Source organism: Parasaccharibacter sp. TMW 2.1888, assembly GCF_023167265.1.
Taxonomy (GTDB): domain Bacteria; phylum Pseudomonadota; class Alphaproteobacteria; order Acetobacterales; family Acetobacteraceae; genus Bombella; species Bombella apis.
The window spans coordinates 1,915,492-1,936,960 of record NZ_CP030979.1 but is presented as its reverse complement, the minus strand read 5'-3'; the positions used below and the strand labels follow the sequence as shown (position 1 = coordinate 1,936,960).

At 56.6% G+C, this 21,469-nt stretch carries 27 protein-coding genes and 2 tRNA genes; 13 read left to right on the top strand and 16 right to left on the bottom strand.

Translation table 11 applies throughout. The features are described 5' to 3' along the window. The first annotated feature begins 46 nt into the window (after positions 1-46). Both DTQ13_RS08855 and DTQ13_RS08850 read left to right on the top strand, forming a co-directional pair. Complete coding sequence (locus tag DTQ13_RS08855; RefSeq protein WP_248460609.1) at positions 47-2,983, top strand: hypothetical protein; 2,937 nt, start codon at positions 47-49, stop codon at positions 2,981-2,983. Then, positions 2,980-4,329, top strand: coding sequence for a hypothetical protein (locus tag DTQ13_RS08850; RefSeq protein WP_248460608.1), 1,350 nt, complete (start codon positions 2,980-2,982; stop codon positions 4,327-4,329). Before DTQ13_RS08855 ends, DTQ13_RS08850 begins: the two co-directional genes overlap by 4 nt. A 7-nt stretch (positions 4,330-4,336) precedes the next feature. On the opposite strand, the gene DTQ13_RS08845 is transcribed toward DTQ13_RS08850, so the two are convergent. Beyond that, positions 4,337-4,801 carry a nuclear transport factor 2 family protein gene (locus DTQ13_RS08845; protein WP_248460607.1) on the bottom strand — a complete coding sequence of 155 codons (465 nt, stop codon included), beginning with the start codon at positions 4,799-4,801 and terminating at the stop codon, positions 4,337-4,339. Positions 4,802-4,897: 96 nt separating this feature from the next. On the opposite strand from DTQ13_RS08845, the gene DTQ13_RS08840 reads away from it, so the two are divergent. Genes DTQ13_RS08840 through DTQ13_RS08825 form a run of 4 tightly spaced genes read left to right on the top strand, consistent with a single transcriptional unit; the run spans position 4,898 to position 6,001 of the window. Continuing rightward, positions 4,898-5,212, top strand: coding sequence for a hypothetical protein (locus DTQ13_RS08840; RefSeq protein ID WP_248460606.1), 315 nt, complete (start codon positions 4,898-4,900; stop codon positions 5,210-5,212). Continuing rightward, a complete protein-coding gene (locus DTQ13_RS08835; RefSeq protein WP_086441135.1) occupies positions 5,209-5,448 on the top strand; it encodes a hypothetical protein in 240 nt (79 codons plus the stop codon). The genes DTQ13_RS08840 and DTQ13_RS08835 overlap by 4 nt, the downstream gene beginning before the upstream one ends. A 5-nt stretch (positions 5,449-5,453) precedes the next feature. Then, positions 5,454-5,861 (top strand): structural protein P5, encoded by a 408-nt coding sequence (locus DTQ13_RS08830; protein ID WP_248460605.1) that lies wholly within the window; start codon positions 5,454-5,456, stop codon positions 5,859-5,861. Further along, positions 5,858-6,001, top strand: coding sequence for a hypothetical protein (locus DTQ13_RS08825; protein ID WP_248460604.1), 144 nt, complete (start codon positions 5,858-5,860; stop codon positions 5,999-6,001). The genes DTQ13_RS08830 and DTQ13_RS08825 overlap by 4 nt, the downstream gene beginning before the upstream one ends. Positions 6,002-6,356: 355 nt before the next feature. Here DTQ13_RS08825 and DTQ13_RS08820 read toward each other — a convergent pair. The 4 genes from DTQ13_RS08820 to gatC form a co-directional block, all read right to left on the bottom strand. Then, a tRNA-Ser gene (locus DTQ13_RS08820) sits at positions 6,357-6,449 on the bottom strand. 94 nt (positions 6,450-6,543) lie between these two features. Next, positions 6,544-8,004, bottom strand: coding sequence for an Asp-tRNA(Asn)/Glu-tRNA(Gln) amidotransferase subunit GatB (gatB, locus tag DTQ13_RS08815; RefSeq protein ID WP_248460603.1), 1,461 nt, complete (start codon positions 8,002-8,004; stop codon positions 6,544-6,546). After that, positions 8,001-9,488, bottom strand: a complete 1,488-nt coding sequence (gatA, locus tag DTQ13_RS08810; protein ID WP_248461251.1) for an Asp-tRNA(Asn)/Glu-tRNA(Gln) amidotransferase subunit GatA — start codon at positions 9,486-9,488, stop codon at positions 8,001-8,003. Before gatA ends, gatB begins: the two co-directional genes overlap by 4 nt. Continuing rightward, on the bottom strand, positions 9,488-9,775 hold the full coding sequence (gene gatC, locus DTQ13_RS08805) for an Asp-tRNA(Asn)/Glu-tRNA(Gln) amidotransferase subunit GatC (RefSeq protein ID WP_043560260.1): 288 nt from the start codon (positions 9,773-9,775) through the stop codon (positions 9,488-9,490). Before gatC ends, gatA begins: the two co-directional genes overlap by 1 nt. Before the next feature lie 71 nt (positions 9,776-9,846). Here gatC and ruvX point away from each other — a divergent pair, with 71 nt between their 5' ends. Next, complete coding sequence (ruvX, locus tag DTQ13_RS08800; RefSeq protein WP_043560262.1) at positions 9,847-10,311, top strand: Holliday junction resolvase RuvX; 465 nt, start codon at positions 9,847-9,849, stop codon at positions 10,309-10,311. A gap of 71 nt (positions 10,312-10,382) precedes the next feature. Here the strand turns inward: ruvX and DTQ13_RS08795 are convergent, their stop codons facing one another. The 3 genes from DTQ13_RS08795 to DTQ13_RS08785 all read right to left on the bottom strand — a co-directional run bounded on the left by DTQ13_RS08795 (position 10,383) and on the right by DTQ13_RS08785 (position 12,596). Further along, complete coding sequence (locus DTQ13_RS08795) at positions 10,383-11,525, bottom strand: Gfo/Idh/MocA family protein (RefSeq protein ID WP_248460602.1); 1,143 nt, start codon at positions 11,523-11,525, stop codon at positions 10,383-10,385. A 466-nt stretch (positions 11,526-11,991) separates the two neighbouring features. Beyond that, positions 11,992-12,372, bottom strand: a complete 381-nt coding sequence (locus DTQ13_RS08790) for a VOC family protein (RefSeq protein WP_081563114.1) — start codon at positions 12,370-12,372, stop codon at positions 11,992-11,994. A gap of 149 nt (positions 12,373-12,521) precedes the next feature. Then, positions 12,522-12,596 (bottom strand) — tRNA-Val (locus DTQ13_RS08785). 56 nt (positions 12,597-12,652) lie between these two features. Here DTQ13_RS08785 and DTQ13_RS08780 point away from each other — a divergent pair. After that, positions 12,653-13,525: an N-formylglutamate amidohydrolase gene (locus DTQ13_RS08780; RefSeq protein WP_408902117.1), complete on the top strand. Its 873-nt coding sequence runs from the start codon at positions 12,653-12,655 to the stop codon at positions 13,523-13,525. Between the two features lie 29 nt (positions 13,526-13,554). On the opposite strand, the gene DTQ13_RS08775 is transcribed toward DTQ13_RS08780, so the two are convergent. After that, positions 13,555-13,911, bottom strand: a complete 357-nt coding sequence (locus DTQ13_RS08775; protein WP_043560268.1) for a hypothetical protein — start codon at positions 13,909-13,911, stop codon at positions 13,555-13,557. A gap of 142 nt (positions 13,912-14,053) precedes the next feature. After that, the gene (locus DTQ13_RS08770) at positions 14,054-14,428 is read right to left on the bottom strand and encodes a VOC family protein (RefSeq protein WP_081563466.1); all 375 of its coding nucleotides are present in this window, start codon (positions 14,426-14,428) and stop codon (positions 14,054-14,056) included. Between the two features lie 208 nt (positions 14,429-14,636). Here DTQ13_RS08770 and DTQ13_RS08765 point away from each other — a divergent pair, with 208 nt between their 5' ends. From DTQ13_RS08765 to DTQ13_RS08745, 5 genes are all read left to right on the top strand, one after another. Beyond that, positions 14,637-14,999 (top strand): hypothetical protein, encoded by a 363-nt coding sequence (locus tag DTQ13_RS08765; RefSeq protein WP_248460601.1) that lies wholly within the window; start codon positions 14,637-14,639, stop codon positions 14,997-14,999. Positions 15,000-15,004: 5 nt separating this feature from the next. Then, on the top strand, positions 15,005-15,259 hold the full coding sequence (locus tag DTQ13_RS08760; RefSeq protein ID WP_248460600.1) for a hypothetical protein: 255 nt from the start codon (positions 15,005-15,007) through the stop codon (positions 15,257-15,259). Positions 15,260-15,266: 7 nt separating this feature from the next. Further along, positions 15,267-15,590, top strand: coding sequence for a hypothetical protein (locus DTQ13_RS08755; protein WP_248460599.1), 324 nt, complete (start codon positions 15,267-15,269; stop codon positions 15,588-15,590). Positions 15,591-16,379: 789 nt separating this feature from the next. Continuing rightward, on the top strand, positions 16,380-16,814 hold the full coding sequence (locus DTQ13_RS08750) for a heme-binding protein (RefSeq protein ID WP_248460598.1): 435 nt from the start codon (positions 16,380-16,382) through the stop codon (positions 16,812-16,814). After that, positions 16,804-17,577 (top strand): SDR family oxidoreductase, encoded by a 774-nt coding sequence (locus DTQ13_RS08745; protein WP_192848164.1) that lies wholly within the window; start codon positions 16,804-16,806, stop codon positions 17,575-17,577. The genes DTQ13_RS08750 and DTQ13_RS08745 overlap by 11 nt, the downstream gene beginning before the upstream one ends. 295 nt (positions 17,578-17,872) lie before the next feature. Here the strand turns inward: DTQ13_RS08745 and DTQ13_RS08740 are convergent, their stop codons facing one another. The 6 genes from DTQ13_RS08740 to DTQ13_RS08715 form a co-directional block, all read right to left on the bottom strand. After that, on the bottom strand, positions 17,873-18,967 hold the full coding sequence (locus DTQ13_RS08740) for a site-specific integrase (RefSeq protein ID WP_248460597.1): 1,095 nt from the start codon (positions 18,965-18,967) through the stop codon (positions 17,873-17,875). 181 nt (positions 18,968-19,148) lie between these two features. Beyond that, the gene (locus tag DTQ13_RS08735) at positions 19,149-19,337 is read right to left on the bottom strand and encodes a hypothetical protein (protein ID WP_192848152.1); all 189 of its coding nucleotides are present in this window, start codon (positions 19,335-19,337) and stop codon (positions 19,149-19,151) included. Then, on the bottom strand, positions 19,334-19,936 hold the full coding sequence (locus tag DTQ13_RS08730; protein WP_248460596.1) for a 3'-5' exonuclease: 603 nt from the start codon (positions 19,934-19,936) through the stop codon (positions 19,334-19,336). Before DTQ13_RS08730 ends, DTQ13_RS08735 begins: the two co-directional genes overlap by 4 nt. Continuing rightward, positions 19,933-20,787 (bottom strand): recombinase RecT, encoded by an 855-nt coding sequence (locus DTQ13_RS08725; RefSeq protein ID WP_248460595.1) that lies wholly within the window; start codon positions 20,785-20,787, stop codon positions 19,933-19,935. The genes DTQ13_RS08730 and DTQ13_RS08725 overlap by 4 nt, the downstream gene beginning before the upstream one ends. Continuing rightward, on the bottom strand, positions 20,784-21,236 hold the full coding sequence (locus DTQ13_RS08720) for a siphovirus Gp157 family protein (RefSeq protein WP_248460594.1): 453 nt from the start codon (positions 21,234-21,236) through the stop codon (positions 20,784-20,786). Before DTQ13_RS08720 ends, DTQ13_RS08725 begins: the two co-directional genes overlap by 4 nt. Continuing rightward, positions 21,233-21,457 carry a hypothetical protein gene (locus tag DTQ13_RS08715; RefSeq protein ID WP_192848149.1) on the bottom strand — a complete coding sequence of 75 codons (225 nt, stop codon included), beginning with the start codon at positions 21,455-21,457 and terminating at the stop codon, positions 21,233-21,235. Before DTQ13_RS08715 ends, DTQ13_RS08720 begins: the two co-directional genes overlap by 4 nt. Positions 21,458-21,469 lie beyond the last annotated feature (12 nt).

Genomic DNA, 21,469 nt, shown 5'->3' with positions numbered 1-21,469 from the left:
CAGAATTACAAACACCTGACATGCTCTCCCACCACAGGGAGGGCATATGTCACTTTTTTCAGGCGGACTGAACACGCTCAGGAGCGTTCAGGATGAAGGGCTGGCAGGGCAGCAGTCATCCCTCGACCAGTCGCTTGGTGCATCCGTCATGGCGGGCATCAATGACATGCCGGTCGTCCGCATCGGTGACTGGCTGCGCCATGAGACGAAAAGCACCGAAGGCGATACCCTAAGCCCGGAAGATGCCAATGCCCGCTATGGCATCAGGGGTGTTCTGAACTTCGACAGGCCTGTTTCTTCTGCACTTGCCCAGACCCTCAATGATGAGAAGCAGGCTGACCTCATCCGGCAGAACACCATCCGCAACGGGCCTGACGGCATCATCAGCGGCACCCTGAATACCGTGGCCGGGGCTGCCCCTGCCTTTCTGGACCCCATCAACTATGCCGCCGCCTTGATCCCCGGCCTTGGGGAGGAGCGCATCGGTCTCGCCTTTGGCAGTGCCGCCGCCCGTGCCGAAGGATTTGGCATGGAGCGTGTGGCGGACGGGCTGCTCAGTGCCGAAGGGCTGAACCGCCGTGCCGGGGCGGCCCTCTCCGGCAGCCTGCCGGGACGTGTGGTACAGGGTGCCAGCCAGGGTGCCATCGGCATGGTGGCCCTCGAGCCGCTCAACATGTATCTTGACCGTGACGAGCACAATGACTGGAGCATGGGTCAGGCCCTCCGGGACATCGGCTTCGGCAGCATCATGGGGGGTGGCCTGCATGGTCTGGGCCATGCCTTTGGCCGGCGTCTCGAGCGGGCCGGAACCAGTGCCAGGGGGCATGTTCTGGCCGATGGTCTCGCTTCCATGGCCAGCGACAGTCCCGGCAATGCCGAAAGCCTGCTGAACATCCATGAGGTCCAGAACGCCAGAGACGAGCTTGACCGCACCATGGCCGGACATGGTGCCGAGCCTGATGAAACGGTGTCTCAACCTCCCCTGCGGGACAGGATTGCTGATGACCTGTCCCAGCTCCGGCAGAGCCATGCTGACACGCTGGATGAGGCGGCCCTGTATGAGCGTCCCGATGATGAGCCGGAGCCGCCAGATGCTGCTGCGCCCCAGCCCGCCATGCCGACCGGGAAGCCGCCATCAGCTCCATCCCTCTTCACCTTCCTGACCCGCCACGGTGGGGTGCTGGATGAAGGCGGCGAGCTGAAGGCCAATGACATCCACCGCCAGCGCATCGGCCTTGTGCGCCGCAATGGGGGCATGTCTCTGGATACGGCACGGGAACGGGCCATAGAGCACGGCTATCTCAGGCCCGATGCCGACATCAGCGACCTTCTGGATGCCATGGTGGAAGAAAGCCATGGGCGCAAGGTCTTTCCCAATGGCGAACAATCAGGCCAGGTGACTGACCTTTCCGGCATTGAAGACCATCACCGGGAAAGAGCAGCAGATGATGCTGATGCAGCTGCCCGGGCGGCAGACGTCACCCTCACACCGGAAGAGCATGCCCATGCCACGGAGGCCATCCTGTCCGGCCTGCACCCCGATGCCGCCATGGAGGATGCCCTGCGGGTATCCGGCCATGCCACATGGGAGCGGTATGCGGACATGCTGGACCATGGCCGTGCCACCCACATGGAGCGCATCGGGGCAAGGCAGGAGCTTCTCCATGCCCTCACCCGCCAGCGTCTGGGCCGCTATGCCCAGCATCTTGATTCAGGCCTTGAGGGGCTGGACCTTTACGATCTCGCTGGCTCCATCCTGAAGAAGGGCAGCCCGGAAGATGCCGTGGAGCAGGCCCTGCGCCTCATCGAGGCAGAACGGGAAAAAGGCCACGACGCCAGCTGGCAGGGCCATGTGGAAGAGGCCTATCAGAACGCAAGGCAGCGGCTCGATGCCATCCAGCAGGATGCGGCAGAAGCCATCATGAAAAACCTCCATGGTCATGAAGATCATGAGGTCACGCAGAGCCGTGCCGGTCTTGCAGCCCAGAGGGAAACAGCCCCCAGCCCGGAACAGGGCCAGGATGTTTCCCCACTCCCGACCAGCGGTATTGAGCATCTGGACCTTTCAGCGGCAGGGAATAACCCGGCCATGGTCGGACGGATGCCTTCCGGTATTGAGGGCGTTCCGGACTGGCCAGTTCTCATAAGTGATGGTGAAAAAGCCCACACACCATACAAGAAGGATGGAAAGACGGTCTATTACGCTACGGGCCGCCATCACATCATGGAGCGGCATGGACACCAGCTGAAAGCATCAGGATTTGACGATGCCGACAGTTACATCAGCCATATTCTGAAAAATGCAAATGAGGTAAGGCTGGATGAACGGAATGGCTCATATTTCATCATCGTCCGTGGTGAGAAAAACACCAGCAGCGCAAAGCATGATGCCACTGTCACGGAACTCAAAAAAGAAGACGGCTATTACCTCGTCAAAACAGCCGCACCGTTCAAGTCAGGTTATCTGAACAAGAAGACACTTCTTCAGGAAGGGCGTCGCACTACCCCCTCAGACCGTAATGGGCAAGATCATCCCCTAAATCCGGCTGGCCACATGCCCGATGACCAAAAACCTTCAGCGACTGTCGGAGCTGAAGAAGTGTCTTCCGGTACTCTAGCTACTGAAGAAGACGGAAATCAAGAAGGAAAACTGCTATGGGACGGAAGCCGCCCCAACCTGTCGCACCCTGCCGAAAAGAGTGCCGACCTTCCCCCGCCATCACCTGAAAAATCCGGCAGTGATGGCGTGTATACCAGTAGTCGCCACAGCAGCTCCTCTGACAGTGGAAATACTGCCCCGAAAAGTCAAGCCATCACCGAAGCACAGTCCTATTCCGACCAGATCGACCGGCAGCTTGCCGCCCTGGGCGATCAGATCAGTCCCGAAGAGCTGGCAGAGATCCGCCGTGAAAAGGATCTCTCCGATGGCAATGCCGATGCCCTCACCTCCGCCGCCGCCTGCCTTACAAGGAAAGCCCCATGACCCACGAGAACCCGTGCTACAACGAAGCCGAGAAAGCCGCTGGCCGTGAAATGTCCAAGGCAGAGCTTGACGAGATGTTCGGGCGGCTGGAGAAGGAAGCCGGACGCTACATGAAGCAGGGCCTGTCCCCACGGGAGGCACTGGAAAAGGCCGGTGCCCGCCTAGCCGATGAGGAGCGTCTGGCTGCCATCATAGAGGCCAATTCCCGCAAGAAGAACCTCATCGTCCGGGCTGCCCTGCGCCGCCGCATCGTGCCCGGCGATGAAGCAGCATCCCTTGAAGGCATCCTTGCCGGGAAGCAGACCGGGGAGAATGGCGCCGCCCTCTCTGTGGATGCCAGCAGCCACGCCCGCACTGCCCAGCTTCTCGGCCCTCTCATGCATGATCTGGACAAGGCAGGCGTCTTCAAGGCGCTGCTGGAGCGTGATGAACAGTTTGATGCCGATGTGGCCCGTGAGATGTGGCGGCTTGATGACCCGGAAGCCGGGGAACCAACAGGCAACAGGCTGGCTGCCGAGGCCGCCCGCATCCTGTCCGGCTATCAGGACACCGTGCGTCTGATGCAGAACAGGCAGGGCGCATGGATTGGCAAGGCCGACCATTACGTCACCCGCCAGAGCCATGACATGTGGAAGATACGGGGCGACGGATCGGACAGGGCCTACCAGAACTGGCAGGATACCATCCTGCCCCTGCTGGATGACCGTACCTTCGAGATGATGCCCGCCAGGCAGTCGAAGGAAGATTTCCTCCGCAATGTCTGGCTTAACCTCTCCACCGGTGAGCATGATAACGCCAACGGGCGGGACTGGCTTTCCGGCTTCAAAGGAACATCCAACAAAGCCAAGAAGGTCAGCCAGAACCGTGTGCTGCACTTCAGGGATGCTGATGGCTGGCTGGCCTATAACAGGAAGTTTGGCCAGGGCCATGTGGTGGACAGCATCTTCAAGGGCCTCATCAACGGGGCACGCAACGCTGCCGTGATGGGCGATCTGGGCACGAACCCTGAGAACATGTTCCGCAGCATGATCGAGGAAAGCGTGCAGGCCGCCCGTGAGAGGGCTGATGCCAAAATGGTTGATAAGCTCCGCCGGTTGGAAAGAGGTGCCTTGATGGACGTCGTGACAGGCCGGGCCAGACAGCCGGCCGATCTTGTCCGTTTTGCCTCCGGGCAGATACCGTTCGGCAACCTCCCAAGCATCAATACCGCCCTGAAATATGGCGTGATCTACCGCCTGCAGAACATGATAAATCCCGGCTACACGGCCCGCTATGAAAAGCTCGTCCAGCACAGTCAAGGGCAGGGCTTCCTCGTATCGCCGACATGGAGCCCCTATGGGCGATGAGGCCGACTTACAGTCCCAGATCACTTAACCCCGGGTGCCCATCCGGCCTCCGTCCCAGTGGCCAGTGATACTTACGCTCCCTGCACTCGATGGGAACATCATTGATCGAGGCGATGCGGTTTTTCATCAGCCCGTTTTCATCAAACTCCCAGTTCTCATTCCCATACGACCGATACCACTGTCCTGCTCCACTACGCCACTCATAGGCAAAGCGTACGGCTATGCGATCATCGGTGCAGGCCCATAATTCCTTTATCAAACGATATTCCAGCTCAGTGGCCCATTTTTCCGTCAGAAAGGCCGTGATCTGATCCCGGCCAGTGATGAAACGATCACGGTTCCTCCACTTACTATCTAGCGTATAAGCCAGAGCCACCTGTTCCGGGCTGCGACTGTTCCAGGCATCCTCAGCCAGACGAACTTTCTGGGCAGCTGTATCTATGGAAAATGGCGGAAGCGGCAAGCGGACCATGAGATATCTCCATCAATGCTGAACCGAACATAACGCCAATCTCCATCAAACACACACAGGAATTACATTCCCCTGTTTGGATGACAACCATCACAGATGGAGACCTTCCATACCCCGCCTCTTGCCGCCCTCCTTCTGGCCAGTCCAGTCCTTGCGGACAGCATCCCCGTCTCCCCAGCTCAACACGGCCTGTTTGACCGCAGCGCCCTGCCGCCGGAAGCACAGGGGTTTGCTCTGCTCGGAGCTGATGGGGGCACAGGCCTGAAGGCCCTTCCCTACTCCGCCCTACCTCTTCGGCTCCTATCCGGTACGGCCTTCTTCTGCACGGATTGCGCCGGGACGGGTCAGCCCGTCTTCTTCAATGGAAGTGCATGGGTGGATGCCTCCGGGACTGGAGCGAAACATCCATGAATGACCAGTATCTGACCCGTGCCGAAGGGCTGGAGATCAAGAAGGACATTCGAGAGATCGAGACGGATATGGCCGTTGTCAAGGACAGGCAGGCCAGCCAGCAGCAGATGCTGGAACAGATACTGTCCCAGGTCAGGCACGGCAACTCATGGCGCAGCATGTTCATTGCCGGTGGGTCAGGAGCGGGAGGGATCATCCTCGCCATCATCATGAAGATTTTCCACATCGGAGGGTAAAACCCATGAAAGTACGGGGCATCCGCAACAACAATCCGGGCAATCTGAACTATGTCGGACAGGCCGGGGCGCATCTCGAAAAGGGTGTTCATCCACGCTTTGCCGTGTTCGCAACACCTGAAGCCGGGCTGATGGCCCTGCGAGGCCAGCTGCTGCGCTACAACCAGAGGGATGGTCTGGACACGGTGGCGGGCATCATCGGCAAATGGGCACCGCCCAGCGAGAACGACACGGCCAGCTACATTGAAGGCGTGTCCCATGCCCTCGGCGTCACACCGGACCAGAAGCTCGGCCCCTTCACACCACATCTCGTGGCGGGTCTGATGAGGGCCATCATCCTCATGGAAAACGGGAAAAATCCCTATGGCCCGCTGGTCGACAGGGTGGCCGGAGTGCAGGAAGCCGCAGCATGAAGCCCCTGCACTGGCTGCGCCAGCCGACAACCCTTCAGGACCTGTCCCTCATCATTGCCGGTGAGGCCAATGCCCAGAACGCAACCATGGTCCGCATAGACGAGGCAGCAGCCAGTACGCCACAGACCGAGGGCCAGTGAAAACCTTCTCTGGTTGTACGTCCCATACGCTCTAGTACAGACCTGTGGCCTCACCCTGCTAGGAGGGTGCAGCGAGGTCCACATCCGCCAGCAGTTGCCTCAACCTGCGAACACCTACGATAGAACAGCAACGGAGTGCCTATGCAGAGACGGTGGCTCACCCAGAGCTGAAGAACGTCCACATCCAAGCGGCTGATCTCGATTATACCCTGCGGGAAAATGCGGCCTGCTGGGGAATTACAGCTCATTCTGAGCCCCCTCAAAATTCCCCACAGCACGACTGAGACAAGCACGATAAACGGACCTAAAACCGTTACACGATCATCCAATTTTTTGCTATTTTCTGAGAGAACCGTGGCGGAGGGGATGGGATTCGAACCCACGATACGGGAGTTACCCGTATAACGGTTTAGCAAACCGCCGCCTTCAGCCTCTCGGCCACCCCTCCGCTGTAAACGGTTTTTACACGGCGTTTGTAGGAGTGTTTGTAGGGGGAAATGACGCTGACGTAAACCCCCCTACAGCACTCTTTTTCATAATTTTCAGGAGGCAAGCAGCTTCTTCAGCAGCTCGTTCACCATGGCAGGATTTGCCTTCCCCTTCATCGCCTTCATCGTCTGCCCGACAAAGAAGCCGAAAAGCTTGTCCTTGCCGCTCCTGTACTCTTCCACCTTGTCTGCATTGGCCGTCAGGATGTCACTGATGGCCGCCTCGATGGCTCCCGTGTCGGTCACCTGCCGCAGGCCCTTGCGATCCACGATGACAGAGGGCTTCTCCCCCGTCTCCACCATGTCCTCGAAGACTTCCTTGGCAATCTTCCCGTTGATGGTGGAATCACTGATCAGGGACAGAAGCTCACGCAGGGCCTCGGCAGAAACAGGACTATCCTCGATGCTGCGCCCCGTACGGTTCAATGCGGCGAAGAAGTCACCCAGAATCCAGTTCGTGGCCAGACGGGCATCAGCCCCACGGGCAACCGTCTCGTAAAAATCCGCAACGGACTGCTCCGCCGTCAGCACGCCAGACTCATAGCGGGACACGCCATATTCTTTCTCCAGACGGGCACGCTTGTCCTCTGGAAGTTCCGGCAAGGCAGCCTTCAGCTCATCAACCCAAGACTGCTCGATGACCAGCGGAAGAAGATCCGGCTCCGGGAAGTAGCGGTAATCATGCGCATCCTCCTTCGTCCGCAGAGACCGTGTCTCGCTCTTCACATGGTCGAAAAGACGGGTCTCCTGATCGATCTCTCCACCAGACTCCCAGATGTCCACCTGGCGCTGCGCCTCGACCTCGATCGCCTGCATGACAAAACGCACGGAATTGACGTTCTTGATCTCGCAGCGCGTGCGATACCCTTCTTCCCCCTCACGGCGGACGGAAACGTTCACATCCGCACGCATGGAGCCTTCCTCCATGTTGCCGTCACACGTCCCCAGATAACGGAGAATCTGACGCAGCTTGCGGAGGTAAGCCCCAGCCTCTTCCGGAGAGCGGATATCCGGCTCACTCACGATCTCCATGAGAGCAACACCCGCACGGTTCAGATCGATGAAAGAGCGTGTCGGGTCCTGATCGTGAATGGACTTGCCTGCATCCTGTTCCATATGCATGCGGGTCACGCCAATATGGCGGATCTCACCATCAGAAAGTTCGATCTCGACCGTGCCCTTACCAACGATCGGATGCTCAAACTGGCTGATCTGATAGCCCGTCGGAAGATCAGCGTAGAAATAGTTCTTCCGGTCAAAGCGGCTGAAAAGATTGATCTGTGCCCGCAACCCAAGGCCCGTCCGTACGGCCTGCGCCACACACTCACGGTTCAGGACAGGCAACATGCCGGGAAAACCGGCATCAACCAAGCTGACGTGCGTGTTGGGCTCCCCACCATATTCCGCAGAGGCACCAGAGAACAGCTTGGACTGGCTGACAATCTGGGCATGGACCTCCAGCCCGACAATGACTTCCCATTCGCCAGTTTCACCCGTGATATGATATGCGCTCATGCTGACACCCCTGCATGAATGGTGGGACGATGGGTAAAGGAAGCGGCCCGCTCCAGAACGGAGCCGACGGCCAGCAGCGTTTCTTCATCAAAGAAACGGCCGATCAGCTGGAGCCCGAGCGGCACGCCACGGCCATCCAGCCCGGCCGGAACGGACAGGGCCGGCACACCTGCCATGCTGGCCGGCACCGTAAAGACGTCATTCAGATAGACCTGAACCGGATCGGTCGGCTTTTCATCCCAGGCAAAAGCCCCGGAAGGAGCCGTTGGTGCCAGGATGACATCAACCGTTTCATACGCCTTCAGGAAGTCACGCTGGAGCAGCGTACGAACCTTCTGGGCACGAAGATAGTAAGCATCGTAATAGCCGGAAGACAGCACATAGGTGCCCAGCAGGATACGGCGCTTCACCTCATCCCCAAATCCGGCAGCACGGGTGGCTTCATAAAGTGCATCCAGAGACGCACCGCTGACACGCTCCCCAAAGCGGACACCATCATACCGGGCGAGGTTGGAGGATGCCTCTGCCAGAGCGGCAATGTAATAGGCTGGCAGACCATACTTCGTATGCGGCAGGGAAATGTCCACCACTTCGGCACCAGCCTCTTTCAGCCAGTTGATCCCCTGCTGCCAGATGGCTTCAATCTCGGCAGGCAGACCATCGATGCGATATTCCTTTGGAATACCGACCTTCAGCCCCTTCACGCCACGTCCAAGAGCCGCCTCATAATGTGGGACGGGCCTGTTCACGCTGGTGGAATCCTTGGGGTCGAACCCTGCCATGGATTCAAGAAGAATGGCACAGTCCTGAAGGGTACGGGCCATCGGCCCCGCCTGATCCAGAGAGCTGGCAAAGGCGATCGTCCCAAACCGGGAGCAGCGGCCATAGGTCGGCTTGATTCCCGTAATACCGCAGAAAGCCGCAGGCTGACGGATAGAACCGCCCGTATCCGTCCCGGTCGCTCCCAGAACAAGCCCTGCCGCCACAGCAGCAGCGGACCCGCCAGAAGAGCCACCCGGCACAAGCTTTGCATCGGAATCACGACGCTTCCACGGATTTTCCACACCACCAAAAGCAGAGGTCAGGTTCGTGGAGCCCATGGCGAATTCATCAAGATTCAGTTTGCCCAGAGAAATGGCTCCATCACGCTTCAGGTTCGCTGTCACTGTGCTTTCGTAAGGCGGCACAAAATTACCCAGAATCTTGCTGGCAGCCGTCGTACGAACGCCTTCCGTTGCAAAAAGGTCCTTGATCCCGATGGGCAGGCCACAGAGGCTTCCACCTTCTCCCTTCGCCAGAAGGGCATCCGCTTCTTTGGCGGCCAGACGGGCCTGCTCGGGCGTGCGGGTGATGAAGCTGTTCAGCCCACCATCAAGACGTTCAATGGCATCAATATGGGCATCGACCAGCTCGACGGCAGAAATCTTGCGGGACCGGAGAGCCTCACGGGCAGAAGCAAGAGTATGATCAAAAATGCTGCTCATCATTCCACCACCTTCGGCACGGTATAGAAGGGGCCTTCACGGTCCGGTGCGTTGGAGAGCACCTTGTCCCGACAGTTGCCATCTGTCACCTGATCGTCCCGCAGACGTGGCTGGGCCAAACCAGTTCCAATCATCGGTGGAACGTCGGTCACATCAACCTCATTGAGCTGGTCAACCCAGCCAATGATCCCCTGCATCTCTTTCTGATAGGTGTGAACCTGCTCTTCCGAGAGGCCAACCCTTGCCAGCCTGGCCATTTTTGCCACTGTTTTCGCATCAAGCGACATGTATAATCCTGCTTTCAGACATCAATCACATCAGCCTATTACGGCCATGGAAGCGATCATACCCCTTTGCCATGACACTATTCAATCCACATGACCTGCGTAATCAGCTCCCTGCAGCACATTCCATCTTGGGGCTAGACCCCGGCAGCAAACAGATTGGCGTGGCGCTCTCCGACACTGCTCTCATGCTGGCCTCCCCCCTGACCGTGCTGGCCCGTGGTAAAATGAAGCAGATGGTTCCCCAGTTTCAGACCCTCTGTCGGAAACATGAAATTGGCGGGATTGTGGTCGGCCTTCCGCTTTCACTGGATGGCAGCTTTGGCCCGGCGGCACGTGCCGCCAGTGACTGGGCCAATGACCTTAGTGAGCGGCTGGGCCTGCCTGCCTGCCTGTGGGATGAGCGGCTTTCGTCCAGTGCCGTAAACCGTTTCCTCGTTCAGGAAGCCGACATGACCCGCAAGAGGCGTGGCGAGGTCGTGGACAAGATGGCCGCCGCTTACATGCTCCAGGGCTGGCTGGACGCCACTGCGGCCTGATCCTGCCGATACAAAAAAGAGAGGCCGCATAAATGCGGCCTCCCCTCCTGCATGACATCCAATCGAAATGATCAGATGGTCTTGCGCCAATCACCCCAATCGGTGGAAACCGGGCGGCTGCCAGAATGGGCAGACTGATACATGGCCTGAATCAGACGGACATCCTGCATCCCTTCCTCACCCGTGGCTGCCAGCGGCGTATTGTTGGCAACGCTGATGGCCAGATGATCCAGCTGTGCAGAGAACTGGTTCAGGGCCGGGATGGTGAACATCGGGGTGGACCATGTATGCGTGTCACCAGTGGTGCAGTGGCTGACACTGTTGCACCAGTAACTCGTGGCCGGGTCCATCCGCAGGGAGGCGTCCGTCCCCTGAAGGTTGAAGCGGGACATGGCATTCACGTTGAAGGAGGCGCTGCCATGTGCCACGGCACCGGAACGGTACTTCATGATCCAGACGATGGTCTCGTCGATCTCACGGAACATCGGGTCAGACGGCGGCATGATGGTGGCCTGGACCTCGATTGGATCTTCATTCAGCATGTAGCGTGAACCGTTGACGCCATAGATGCCCAGATCCATCAGCGCACCACCACCAGACAGGGAGCGGGTCAGACGCCACTGGTAGGTCGGATCCGTCGGGTCGGTATTGTCACCGTTATCCGTGGTAATGATCTGCGGCTTGCCAATGCTGGTACGGGCCAGCTCGATAGCCTTGTGAGTAACGGGGTCAAAGTGGCAGCGATAGCCAATCATGAGCTTCTTGCCAGCCTTCTTGCCGGCAGCAATCATGCGCTGACACTCTTCGACCGTGACGGCCATCGGCTTCTCACACAGCACATGCTTGCCGGCACGGAAAGAACGCTCCGTGAAGTCAGCATGCAGGGAGTTGGGCAGGATGATGTAAACGGCGTCAACCTCCGGGTCCTGCGCAATCTTGTCAAAATTGTCGTAGGTGTAGAGGTGCGATTCCTCGATCCCGTAATGCTTGCCCAGACGACGGGCCTTGTTGATGTCGCCGCTGACCAGCGCCGTCACCTTGGCATATTCACACTCGGCAAAAGCCGGCAGGATCTGATTGACGGCATATTTGCCAAGACCCACGATGGCATAGCCAAATTTGCGGGGACCATCATTCATCGGGCGAAGCAGATTCGGATACGGGCGTTTGCCCAGCCCGGCAGGCGGTGCGGGGAAACCGAGAGACTGGGCCACAGCCTTTCCAGCGCCGCCAGCCAGAATAGAAGCACCGAGTGCTCCAAGAACATGCCGACGACCTGCATTTACTGGTTTATGTGGTGAGTGAGAGCTCATTATGAATACATCCTTTTCACTCAAGTAAGCAGCCCCGCACGATTACAAAGGCTGGTGACGAACGGAAAATTCCATTACTTCCCGCTTCGTTTCCCCGAAGTTAAGACTCCAGACGGGGTAATTGCAATTAACCTTGGGAAAGGAATTATTTTTGAAGGCAAGAAAGGCAATAAATAAAATTTATCTTAAAAATAAAATTCTTATTTTACAATAAGTTAAAATCAGATAAGGCGCAGTCCAGTTTCATCATGGCAACTGTATGGATGGGCTGCATTTTTATCATGTCATGAACAAAAATGGCCGCATCCCCCGTTCCAGGAGATGCGGCCACTTCACAAAAACCGAATAATCCGGTCTGAATTACCCGTTACATTTTATGAAACGCACAGAGCTTGTTTCCGTCCGGGTCACGAAGATAGGCCAGATAAAGCTTCATGCCCATCACCACACGCTCACCTGGCGGATTTTCAACAGCTGTTCCCCCTGCCCTGATGCCAGCTTCATGCCACCTGCGTACATCCTCGGGAGACGACAGGCCGAGACCAACCGTACCGCCATTGGCAGCCGTAGCAGCCTCCCCGTTGATCGGACGTGTGATGATGAATATCTGCCCATCCTTCTGGTACACGATCCTGTCCGGATTATCCTGCGGGCAGAAATCAGCTCCCATGACACCGAACAGGGCATCATAGAACGCCTTGGCCTTTTCCAGATCGTTCGATCCCACAACAATATGACTCAGGAACATGATCTCTTCCTTTCCACACCAATACACAATTCTCTGCGCGTACCAGAAAATCTACAGGCTAAGTGAAATTTTCGCTAGAATAGAAAGAAGATGGCTATACAGCCACCTGCACTTCAAGCATATTTTCAGGGAGGTAATCACCAGAGGGGTGGTGGGCGCAACAGGGATTGAACCTGTGACCCCTACCATGTCAAGGTAGTGCTCTACCGCTGAGCTATGCGCCCCCGTCTGGTGTGAAATGGTGTTTACCTCAGCCTATGGATTGTGGCAAGCCTTTATTGTGAAAAAAAATCAGAAACTTCCATGCACCAACACTGCCCGCCCGTCTTCCACTGTCGGGATCCATCTTCCTTCCTGCCGGAAGCGGACACCCTTCCTGCTTTCCTCTCCACATTCAGGGCGCAATTACCCCCAGCATTTCCTGGAAATGGCCGTCCTGCCCATAACAGAGCTGGAACGCATGGAGGACCGATTTACCGATCAGCTCCTTCGATATGCCCCTGAGAATGGCCTGAGCCTCGTGCAGGCCCTGTTTCCTCGCAGTTTCTGCGATGTAAACCGGGACTGGAGAGAACTGGATGCCACCATGTTTTCTCCTCCTCTCATTGAGAAGGACCTCATCCTCAGCACGAAAGTCAGCGCAGGTTATGGTGTCATTCCCCGCTGCACATCGCCAGGCAAGAGCATCTACCGCTATTGCCTGCCTCTCGAAGAGGCGGGACATCGCCTTTCACAATATTGGGAGCCATACCATACAGCGCTCCAGCAGACGCAGAAAACACTGCACGCACAGTTTGGCGCTTCCATCCTGCTGGACATCCATTCCATGCCACCACTGGCACAGTCCCGCCCCTGTGATGTCGTCCTGGGGAACAGGCATGGGAAAACCTGCTCCGACAGACTTATCAGCCTAGTGGAGCACCTTTTTCTCGAGAAAGGGTACCATGTCCAGCGAAACACACCCTACTCGGGCGGCTACATAACGGGCAGATACGGCCAGATGGAAGAAAATCGGCAGACCCTGCAGGTGGAAATCAACCGTGCCTGCTACCTGAACCTGCAGACGTTACAACCCAACCGCCATTTTGAAAAAGTACAGAAAGACATCACGGACATTCTGTCCGAAATGGCACGGACTCACCCTGCCCCATAAACCGGGCAGGGCAAATCAGAGAACAGAACTTACCTGCCCAGAAGAAACGCTATCCCGGCAAGACGGTTGTTCTGTGCAACCTGAGCCACAGCCACCCCCTTGGCATTCCGTACGATTCCCTTCGAATCGATCGACCCTACCACCGTGCCCGTGTTGTCATACACGACACCGGTCCGATCAACTTCTCCGATGATCTTCCCCGTACTGTTGTCCTCCACCGCTCCTGCAGGACTCACAGAACCAGAAAACGGCGCCGTTATCTGCTTCAGCCCTCCCTGCTGAGCCGTGGTATTTCCCGAAGCAGCGAACCCTATGGAAGAAGTACAGGCCCCAATGGCCATTCCTCCCAGCAGAAACATACGGGCCAGCCTGGATGATAAAGACATGGCTATCTCCTCCTGTTTTCCTTCATCAGAACACACTGAAGGAAAAGAAAAAACCTCACATACACAGGAGCCTCGTATGATCCAATCAATCATACCCCACGGGACTCGCAGTAATTCCCGCCCCCCTGCAATTATCCCACGTTCACATATCGTGACGGGCACAAAGCTTATTGCCATCGGGGTCCCGGAGATAGGCCATGAAATATTTCCTGCCTCCGATGGTCCGCACGCCAGGTGCGTCTTCTATTGCGGTTCCACCATGCTCAACACCAGCCCTGTGCCAAGCCTCCACCGCCTCCACGCTCGAAAGGGCAAAACCAAGAGTAAAGCCATTCGCAGCTGTGGCAGGCTGCCCATCAATGGGGCGCCCAACCATGAACATCTGACCATCCTTCTCGTAAAGCAGCTTACCCATCAGTTCCCCAAGGGCCTGCCCTCCAAGAACGTTGAAAAGGGCATCGTAGAAAGCCTTGGCCCGTGGCAGATCATTCGTCCCGATGACAACGTGCGTATACAGCATAACCCCTCCATCCACTTGCAGGCATCCAACCATCTTTGAAGGTGGGGACCACAACAGGACAGTTCAATCCCTCAGATAGAGGCTACGCATGATCACCCTATCTTCTAGGCACAGGCCATGACATCCTGCACGGTGACGGCTGGCATCAATCTCGATGTTCCCGCCCAGATCGCCTACCCCAAGAACTACGTGGCGTGAGGCGATCATGGCAAGATATCGTGTCATCCAGAACAGCTTCATCAACGGTCATTTTCTGACCGTTGGTGAGGAAGTGGATTATGCAGGCATCCCCGGCTTCAATCTGGAGCCGCTGGATGATGAGGCCCGTTCCGCCAAAGAAAAGGCTGGCCAGCTGGCCCGGAGGGACGTGAACAGTCGGGCCTTCCAGGAAGACCTGACACGCCCTGACGGTGCTCCTTCCCGGCAGGAACATCTGACCAGTCCTGACGATGTGCCGCCCCGGCATGAAGACCTTCCTGCGGCCAAAGCTGATGAAGCAGAAGCGGAAAAAACTGATGAACCGGCTGCCGATGAGAAAGCTGGCAAGAAGACAACCGCAAAAGGGTAAGGCCAGTGACGACAGCCATTGACCTGTGCAGGCGGGCACTGATGCGCCTCGGCACGCAGAGCGGCATCACGGCGTTTGATGATGGCTCCGTGGAGGCCAGTGTCTGCGCCGCCTATTATGCCGCCTATTATGACGACGTGCTGCTCGGCCTGTTGGCCCATCCGGCCAGCTTTGGCGGACCAGCCTACACATGGCAGTGGCCCCGCTGCGTGGGCACAGGCACGGCTGTGGCCAGTGACAGCCCTTTAATGGCGGTATGAAATCCTCATGCCGGAGGACAGCGTGCGGGTTCTGCGGGTCGATGACGGAAAAACCGTCAGGCCCGTGGACCAGCGCATGAAGATGTTCGACCGGCGGGACAGTTTTGGCGAGGGCATGGGCAAGGCTGGGGGCACAGTGCTGCGCCCTGTCATCCTGACGGACAGCCAGACCGTCAGCGTGACCTACATCACCCGGAACGTGGACATCGACTACTGGCCGCCCGCTTTCCGCCGGGCCTTCTGGCTCTGTCTTGCATCTGCCATCGCCACCACGCTGAATATGATTATGAAAGGACAGGGATGCCTGATCGTTTTGCATCTGCTCCCATGAAGAATAGATTTTTTTCTGAGTGTCATCTTGGCCCTGCTTATGTTTCACACCGCCCATACAGGTTCATGGTGGAAAGTGAACGGTCAACGTGTTTACGTGCCAAACAGAGCCAAGCATTCCATGCAGGACGTCCTTGCCGCAGCAAAACAAGCTCCGCTCCCCCATCCGACGGAAGCCCTTCGCTTGCTGTAAGCCCGAATATTGCCTGCGAGGCCGCTCTTTGCCTGATGGAATTCTCACCCGCAGGAAGATGGCAGCCCTAGATGGTAAACCTTCACAGGAACTCTCTTTCAGCATCAAGGTGATCTATCCCCCCCAGAGGATTTGATGAAAACCTGACAGACTCTGCCCGTGGCCTGTTTCTAAGCTTCTGCCTGACAGGAGAAGACCCAGATGAGAGCGCATATTGCGTACTGAAAATGCGCCTCTTAGATGGCGTGAAGATACTCCCGGCTGACTGGGCCAGCATCATTCCCCAATCGATCATTCCCTGAACAAACGGGAAACCCATCCGACATACCCGGCAGTGACAGGTAGAAATCATGAAGCGTCCTGAACCAAGACGGCACCTGAATATATGAAGCCCCTCCCCTCAATGTACGAGCATAACAAACGCATCAAGACACATGACATGAAAAATAGTTCAACATTCCAGAAGATAACTAAAAATTATATTTTCAATCCTACGGTAAGATGGAGCCTAGTTTATCACTCTGCCTTCGCAAAGGTCTTCAGGCGTGAAAACGGCGCACACACCACCTCATAATCATAAAGAGAAAGCATTACCTCATGAACGGGCAGATGATCTCATATCTATGGGGGTTTCTCGAAAACCTCCTCAAAGAACACCAAGCCTCCTCATGTCTGGAGATTCTTGACTCTGTCGGGCAGCGTCTCCTGTTCCTGACCTGCGGCGACATCCTACCCGTCAGCCTCAGTCTCAGCGGCCGCAAGGCATATACCAGCTATGTATTCCGGATGCCCAGTGACAGCGTTATTGCTGGTCTCTCCAATTTTGGTCATGTCTCGCTTCTGGACGCCCCCTACTGCTTCCTTCCCGGTGGTGACATCTACCAACCGGGCAGTAGCAGCCCCCCTTCCCTTTTCATCGGGCTGTCAACCAACCGTCCTGATAAAGACAAAGTCTTTGTCAAGGATCTCGTCTCAGGGCTGGCTGATGTCAGCTCCGATTCAACAAAAGGATCATCCAGAAATGACAAATGAAGCGCGAAAAATTCTGGTCACAGGTGCGGGCAGTGGGCTCGGCCTGCGTTTCAGCATCGAACTGGCAAAGCGCGGCCATCGTGTCATCGGGGCAGTTCATCTGCACAGCCAGATGAACTGCCTGGAAGAAGCCGCCAAGGAAGCGGGAGTGACCGTTTCCGTCATCAAGGCTGACATTACGGACCCCGTTGACCGTGCCTATCTGGCCCGGCACGACGTTGACATTCTCGTCAACAATGCCGGCATCGGTGAGGGCGGTGCCTTGGCCGACATGCCGATGCCTGTCCTGCGCCGTCAGTTCGAGGTCAACTATTTTGCAACAATGGAGGTCTCACACCCCTTCATCCGTCGCTTCGCAGAGAGGAAACGAGGGCGGATCGTCTTCATCAGCTCCATTGCTGGCGTCATCACAGGCCCCTTCACGGGTGCCTACTGTGCCTCCAAACATGCTCTGGAAACCTCAGCCCGCAGCCTTCGCAATGAACTGAAAGACCTCGGTGTCTCCGTAGCCTGCATCAACCCTGGGCCTTACGAGACTGGCTTCAATGACCGGATGGTCGAAGCGCACAAGAACTGGTACTGCCCGGAAGAAAGCCTCGTTTCTCACGAAGACCTTGAATTCACCAAGCCTCAGATTGACCCCGACAGGGACATCTCCGAGATGGTGGACGTGATACTGGATGACCACTCCAAAGCCCGGAACGTCTCCCCCAAGGAGATCATCCCCGAAATCCGGAAAATGCAGGACAAGGAATGGGACTGACAACCCCATGACGGCCCGGTCTCTATCCCCGGCCTCGTGGCAGGATAGAGACCCCCTGAGGGACGGTAGCTTGCCGCTCGTTCAGCATTCGACTTCCAACCGGCAGCTCTTCCACCTGCAGCGAAGAACACTTCGTCGCTCACAGCAAAACAACATTTTTCAGGAAATCCATGGTGGATGCGACAGGGATTGAACCTGTGACCCCTGCCGTGTGAAGGCAGGAGCCACAGCCTAATTTTCCTTTATTTTCTGCCGATTGCAGCAGAAGAGGAAATGAAAGTGTGTCAGTTGTGCGTCAATCAGTTAATTCTGAGAAGTCACTCTCCAGAAAGGCCCTGATCTCATCGCCATACACGTCAGGCATGGTCTTGGCGTAACGGGTCACGACCGTGATGCTCTCCCATCCCCCTTCCTCTTTCAGTCTCAACAGATCACGATGCAGGCAATAATGCCATGTTGCCCATGTGTGGCGCAGGTCATGCGGTGTATGGTCAGGGACGAACTGCCTCCGTTCGTGCTTCTGCCCCTGCGGCACCCACACACGTTCCTGCCCTGGCATACCTGCCCGACGACAGGCCCCTGCCCAGCCCTTCTTGAACTGGCCGCCGCTGGTCCTGCCGTTGTCGCTATATCCATCCGTAACCCTGCCATGATGGACAGGTCGGAACACACGTCCCTGCCTATGTGGCAATGAATGTAAGGCGGTCATCACGACTGAGGGAAGTTTAACCCGCCTCTCTGTCCCCTGCTTCTGCCATAGGATGGCACGTCGGCCTTTCAGGTCAACCTTGTTCCAGTCCAGTTCCAGAGCCTCAGATGCTCTGGCTCCTGTCCCAATGAGAAAGACCAGCAGAGGCTGAAGATGATCGTCTGCATTCCTGATGATATCTCTGACCTCTTCAGGCAATAAGAAGACAGTTCGGGGTTTCTGCACCTTGGGCCGGTCAAATGCTGGGCGGTCACACCAGCGACGGATGGCAGCGAATTCAAGCACGGCCCGTAACGGCGTAAGGACGCCCCTGATCTTCGTTGCTGGACTGGCCCCCGTTCCATCCCGGAGAATTTTCCCATACGCTGCATCAAGCTGGGGCTGGGCAATATCAACAAGCCTCATTTCCTTGAAATGCTCCAGAAGACGGGAAAGGTGGAACTTGGTTGTCTCTGATCTTTCCTCTGCCTCAAGATAGGCCGCCACCGCATGGGAGAAAGTAACTACTGACCGGGCACCATACACGCTTTCGTGCCACGCCTGGCTTTCCCTCTTGGCCCGGTATTCCTCCGCCCGCTTTTTCCCAGTAGTGCCTGTGCTCTCTCGTATGCGCTGTCCGTTGACCGTACCAACGATATACCAGAACGGCGAACCCGGGCGTTTGATGAGTTTGAGGGGCATGACAGGCTCTGCTTCAGTGCTTCGTATTGCTGTTCCGTGAAGATGTATTTGCTTCCCCACCTTCCATGGGTAGGCGTTCCCTCATATGAGGGAACCGTTTTCAGATGATGAAGCAGACGTGTCCTGCCCACTGGAAGGCGTGCCAGAACGTCCTTCATGGTGAGAAGTTCAGGTGTTGCCGTCACGCCATTCTCTCCCGTACCCATTCTTTCAGTTCAGCGGCGCCAATCAGCGGCCAGAGTGTCACGCACACCACGGCGCTGGTCAGGCCGGGGCGGTATCCGTTGCTCGTCCGCAGAAGGCTGATGCGCCAGAAGTAGCCAACACCAATGTGAGACAGTGCCAGCAGGCAAATGATGAGGCCTGTCATTCAATTTCCCCCTTACTCTTCAGAGCGAAGAAAACCTCCATGCAGGCCCGTGTATCGACCAGGGCATCATGAGCGTCCTCAAGCACCTTCCCGGTGAAGTGGTGGTATGCCTCTTCCAGCTTGGGGTTTTTGTACTGGGTAAAGCCAGCCGTCTGCATGCGGGCCGTCGGCGGGATTTTGAGAATGTCCCGGCTCGCCTCCATCGTGCAGGTGACATTCAGATCAGGAACGGTGTAGCCATACCGGGCCGCAGCAATCTTCAGCATCTTCATGTCATAGGCTGCATTATGCGCCACGAACCGTCGGCATACTCTGGTTCTGCCCATGAACCGGCTGATCGCCCACCTCTGCGGTGTACCGAAATGCAATGAGAATTCAGTGCTGATACCGTGAACCGCTGATGCCTGCTCCGGAATGACAAAATCTTCGCCCTCGCATATCCGGGCATCGAAAATCTCCGAATGCTGGCTGATGATTTTCCCTTCATCAGTTGCCTCAATCATCGCCAGCTGGACGATACGGGGCTGGCGTGGGTCATCCAGCGGTGCTCCCTTTACAGGGAAGCCCGTGGTTTCTGTATCAAAGAACAGGATGGTCATTCCGGCATCTCCTGCATGGCGTCATTCTGATGATCCGTATTCTGAAGGCGGGTTCTGACAACCTCGACATTGTCTTCAACAGTGCTTGCCCATTTGGGAAGAACCTTGCGGACTTCAGACAGATATTTATTGTAGTTCGGACTGCCGATAAGGTTTTCAAGCTGAGGCAATGTTTTTGATGCCTGAACACGATTTATCAGTTCATCAGCCAAATTCTTTGCATTATTCTCCTTTTCTTCCTTGTCATTCTCGGGAGTTGCCTGCTTCTGAGGGCGTGGATCTTCTTCAACATCAATGACATCATCGGACTGCTGCCGATTATGGTTCGATGGAGTATCAAACTCCTCAGGAGAATAGACGCCCAGCATGACTTCCGGCGCATGCCGTCTGGCCCAGACACGGGAAGAATGATAGGCCAACATCTGGTCAGGCGTTTTGCTCCACCAGACATTTTCCGTGCGGGCAGCCTCCAGGGTTACTTCAACCGTACGGGGCTTCTTTTCTCCCCTGATCGTGCCGGAACAGATGACCGTCCGTTCCTTCCCATCCCCAGTGAACTCATAATTCAGACGCCCATCCAGCACACCACTGCTATGGATGGCGGCAGAGACCAGCTTGCCTTCAAAGCACAGCTTGCCCTTGACCACGCTGGTTGCCTGCGCCACGGCAAAGGGGCTCATCCGCCAGCGCATGGCCTGCTCGATGACCATGAGGCAGTCCCCGGGGCTGCCCTGGAGGCACTGCGGAACCATTTTTGCAGAAGCCATTGCCTTAGCCAGCTCGAAGGCCTCCCCCATCCCGTTGATGGTCATGCTATTGCCGTGAGTGGATGTTGTGATTTCATTGCTCATTTCGTCTTTCCCTTGATTGTGATTGTCGGCTCGCCCTCGACCAGCTGTGCCCCTGCCAGTTCTGGTCTGACCTTCAGGGCCTGTCCCAGCAGGCGGGTATCGACCTTGTCTGGCTGGGGCTTGAACAGTTCAGGAGCAGCCTCTCTCAGGGCCTTTTCATCCGTGACCACGGCACGAGTGGCCCCCTTGCGGATGCTTGCCGTGTATGGTCCTGCGTCCACCTGAAACTCACCATCCGCCATCATCTGGCTGACAATGGCGGCCTTGATGTCGGTTCTCGCTGCCTTCGCAATGGCTTCGATCTGGCCCAGAACTTCATGGAGCTGTACGGCTGCCGGGAGAATGTCATTGGCCTGTCTGGCCTGTGTCAGCAGCGGGATATAATCGTCGATCGCCCGTTTCAGCGTGCCGTGATTATCGTTGATGATGGAAATGAGGTTTGCCATCATAGAGCTCCCGCCTCGATCAGCTCGGCCAGGGCATCCATCACCCGTTTCTGGCAGTGTTCTGCCAGATCGTTGCGGCCCATCATTCTGAATGCATGGAAAGAGAAGAGTTCTCCGGTAACTGTTGATTTCAGCTCTTTCTGCTTCTCTGCTGAAATTGCTGGAAATTCAGGTAGGAACACGTCAAATTTTGGCACAGCCATCCCGTTTGCTTCTTTCAGCATCTCAAAAAATCC